The sequence below is a fragment of the Actinomadura sp. 7K507 genome, from assembly GCF_004348425.1.
GTDB lineage: Bacteria > Actinomycetota > Actinomycetes > Streptosporangiales > Streptosporangiaceae > Spirillospora.
In genome coordinates, this window is record NZ_SMKK01000417.1 from 1 (window position 1) to 4,199 (window position 4,199).

A 4,199-nucleotide genomic window follows, 5' to 3' on the forward strand; every position below is an offset into this window, starting at 1 on the left:
CCCCCCAGCCCGCCACCCGACCTGCACGGCCACCACCACGACCACGGCGTGGAACGCGACGAACTCGCCACACAGGGGGGCCTCAGCGGCAAGGACAATCGCACAGTGAACGGGATGACGGTGATGATCCGGACGAGCTGGTCCCGCTCACGGTCAACGAGATCCGCCGCCTGCACGTCCACCTGCACCCGCCCAGGCACCGCCCAGAACACCATCTGCACTGGTCACGCTGGAGACGCCCGCCACCAAGCCCGCGCCCGAAGATGCCACTACCAGCGGCAACGACGACTCCTCGATCAATAAGTGCGGCTGGAGTACTAACCGGCGTCCGCAACAACGAGTTTAACTTTTTCTTCGAATAAACGTTCCCGTGCCGTCCGCTCGACGTGTCGGAATCACCCCAGGGATATTCAAAAGTATTGTTGATCAGCGACTGCGACGATCAACCCTGTTGATACCGGCACCGAACTCACCGCATCACCTGTCCATCCACATATATGCACAAGGAGATCAGCGCTTCACAAGAATACAAGATACAGCGGAATTATCAGCAGGATCCATCAGAATTGAAACATTCCAAGAAGGGACGGCAAACCATATCAGAATCAATTCCTTACTAGAGTCGTATTTTTCAAGTGAACAAATGAAGGACTCCACTGAAGGGCTTTCGATGGAGGTCTCTTGCATGACGTCTTTTCGTGCCCGATAGCTAGGCAAGATTTCTCCGGCCAGAACCCGTGTGCCCTTAAATAGCCGAGGTGACGACACGGTGATAGCTGCAATCACCGTCTTCGCCGCCCATGCGACTTCGCCCTCCTGCTTGGCTAGTGAGTGGAGTAGATGCATAATTGTTTCTTTCGAAATTTCCATATTCGCTTCCTATTGGCTACAGCAGCCGACAATCTTGAGGCGGCGACTACCTGCTAGCCGGATCAGCTACCTACTAGATCTCCACCGCCACCTGTGGTGGTCCACCTCCAGAGACCTTCCCCAAGCTGGCTTGCTATCTCTTTCTCTCCCTGACGGTTGGCCGACGGCCTTTCCTGTTGTGATCACATCAGTCGGCGGTCAACGGGCCAGCGTCGCATCAAGATTGTCCATTCCTACTGAAGCCACAATAGCGATCAACCCCTTCCAGGCTAAGACGAGCGAACGAGCGTTACGAACGCGTTTTCAATTACCCCGTCGACCAGAACTTCCGATTCCCCCCAAAAGTCCGTCCCCATCAGCGCCTGATCATAGAGCTTGTGCCCTGGTATTGGCAATTCAATTTCAAGAACAGCACCCTCGCCACTTTCGCCTTTCGTTGCATGCTTTTCGGCAACCCACCGCTTGGTGGTCCACGATGTCCAAGGGCTTTCTGTATTAGCCATATTATGCTCTTCTGGAGTGGCTGTACCTCCACGAGGACGCGCTATACCTTGAGTAGCGTCGTCGTATTTGGCGTGCTCCTTCCGCACGCCACGGTACAACTTTCGGCCGCTTCCATTCTTACAGTTGTGGACTAGGACGTCCGCCGATCCTACGGCCACATGGTACGTGTGGTCGGTGTCGACGGTGAGGTTGTGGACGCGTTGGTATGCGGTGTGGGTCTTGACCGCGGTGATCTGAATGTAGGTGCCAGCGCTGGTACGGAGCCACATGCCGGGTTTGAGGTCGGCGGCCTCGACCCACTGGTTGATGTCTCCGGCTACCCAGAAGGGGTGGTCGTCCGTGGCGACGACGACGCCGCTCTTGGTGCCCTTAAGACCGGTTTCTGTGGCACTGGGTTGCGGCTCGTCCCCGGTCGTCCGGAAGCGGAGTGGGGCGTCGGTGTCGACGGTGATCTGGACGAGGTGCTTGTCGCCCTTGGAGGTGATGGTGCCCAGGACGGACTGTGGGGCGGTTTCTCCAGTTTCTGGGTCTGTGGCCAGTACCTTGTCGCCGACTTCGATGTCTTCAATGTCGCGGGGGCTGCCGTCTGCGAGGAGCACCGGCGTTCCTGGAACAAAACTGCTGCATTTCTTCGGCGAAGACTTTGCGGGTGCCGACTTCCTTGGGGACGCCTTCGGCGAGGAGGTCCTGGGCGAAGGGGGTGCCGATGAAGAACCACCCGGTGAACGCTTTGGAGTAGCTGGCGTATCATTGCCCTTCCCCGCAAGCGCCTTCATTAGTCTTCGCAGGAACCCGCCACCTGGCTTGATGAATTTTCCGATGAATGGGATGAACCCGGCCGCCGCCCAGCCACATGCGTCGCTATCCTTACCTGTCAGGCAGCCCACTATGTCATTGATTCCGAGGATCAGGTCAAGTCCCCACATCCCCGCCTTGGCCCCATCACGCCAACCCGTCGACGGAGGCGCGGGGTCGTTCACGGCAAGCCGTTCCTTGATTATCCGATCCATCGCGCACCGACCGGTATAGACATCTGCGCCACTGCATCCGCCGAAGGTGGCCATTCTTCGGCTGACTCGCGAAGAGGAGCCGGAGGACCAGCCTCTCGACCAGTCTCTCGACTTGCTCGGCCTTGAGTGGGGGCCGGTATAGGCGAAGTCCGCGGAGCAAGAGTTTCCTGGGCAGGTGCCGCTTGGGTCGGAGAATGTGACCGGGCTGTTGTTGGCGTAGGTGTAACCGTTCATCTGCTGGGGGTCGGCCTGGTTCAGGACCGGGTCGACGGAGACGAAGCGGCCGGTTTCTGGGTCGTATTCGCGGGCGCCGAGGTGGGTAAGGCCCGTCGGGTCTTGGGTGCCTCCGAGGAAACCCTTTTCGTTGGGCCAGGTGGCGTCCTCGTCAAGATTGCGGACGGCTCCGAAGGGTGTGAAGCGGCGGATGGTACTGGCCTGGGTGGCAGCGTCTACCGCGATCTGCGCCGTGCCCTGGTGATCGGCGGTCATGTAGGTGACGGTGCCGTCGGAGTCGCGCATCGCGACGGGTTGGCCACCGAGGCCGTAGTAGCGGGACCCTGTGGCGGTGTCGGCGCCGTTGTAGGCGCGCAGCTCGGTGCCGTCGGGGAGGTAGAGCGTCGATCCGGTGGGGTCTTTGCGGATCAGGCGGTTGCCCAGGGCGTCGTAGACGAAGGTGACGTCGTTGCCTTCTTCGGAGGTCTTGGCCAGGTTGCCTTCGGTGTTCCAATCGAAGGTCTGGGTGCTGCTGGTGGGGTTGTCGGTGGTTTGGATGGCTGTGGTGTTGCCGATGGCGTCGTAGCCGTAGGTCTGGGTGCGGTCACCGTCGGGGCCGGTTTGGACGAGTGTGTTCAGGCGGCTGCCGCTGCCTGGGGCGGCGTAGGTGTAGTTGCGGACGGTGTCGCTGTCGCCGCCGAGGCCGTGCCGAACCTCCTTGGTCCGGTTGCCGGCCTTGTCGTAGGTGAAGGTGTGCCAGTAGGGGGCGGGTCCGCCGATGACCGCGTCGGCGGGTTCTGTGGCACAGGCGCCGTCGGTTCCTTGCGTCCAGGCTTGGGTGAGGCGCTGGAGGTGGTCGTAGGTGAAGCATTGGTTGTCGACGCCGTCGTGGGAGGTGTCGTTCACGGAGGTGATGGTGCCCGCATCGGTGTAGTTGTAGGTGGCGGCGCGGGCGAAGCCGTTGATGCCATCGCGTTGGGTGGCGGCGCGGTCGAGGCGACGGGTGCCGTACTGGTAGGTGAAGGCTTGGAAGGCGCGTTTCGGAGCCGTCCCGTATTCGACGAGCTGGATTTCGCCGGTCTTCCGGTAGTTGATGTCGCCGATGTATGTGTGCAGGTCGCTGGAGAGTTTGGTGGGGCGGGCGAACTCGTCATAACTGAAGGAGAGGGTTTCGTAGGGCAGGCCGCCGGCGACGGGCGGACGGAACGTCTGCAGCGTGCCGTCGCTGTTGTATTCGGCTACCGAGGAATAGGTTCCCGCCAGCGCGCCTTCGCTTGAGGGAATGGTGACGGTAGCACTGTGAACACGTCCCAGCTTGTCGTACTCGCGGATGTTGCTCGTGTACTGGGCGCCGTTGTGGTGACGTGTTGCGCTGGCCGGTTTGCCTTTGCCTCGCCTTACGGTGTCGTAGGTGAAGGAGGTCAGCTTGGTGCCGTCGGCCGAACCGTCGCGGGTATCGGTGACACGCCCCAAACTGAGCTTCCCCCCGGAGCACGGACATCTGATCTGAGGTCACCGGCGATCATCAGGAAGGATGTCCGCCATGCCCTCACCACACCCGCCCGAGTTCCGCCGCCGCGCGGTCGAGCTGGCCCGCCAGGG

General features: G+C 60.9%; 3 protein-coding genes. All 3 read right to left on the bottom strand.

The window, feature by feature from the left end; genetic code table 11:
- Window positions 1–221 (bottom strand): hypothetical protein (locus E1285_RS47005; RefSeq protein ID WP_207947265.1); only part of this gene is annotated, 221 nt, incomplete at its 3' end.
- 289 nt (window positions 222–510) lie between these two features.
- Window positions 511–870, bottom strand: coding sequence for a hypothetical protein (locus E1285_RS43680; RefSeq protein ID WP_132160791.1), 360 nt, complete (start codon window positions 868–870; stop codon window positions 511–513).
- 269 nt (window positions 871–1,139) lie between these two features.
- Window positions 1,140–4,070, bottom strand: a complete 2,931-nt coding sequence (locus E1285_RS43685) for an RHS repeat-associated core domain-containing protein (RefSeq protein ID WP_132160792.1) — start codon at window positions 4,068–4,070, stop codon at window positions 1,140–1,142.
- Window positions 4,071–4,199 lie beyond the last annotated feature (129 nt).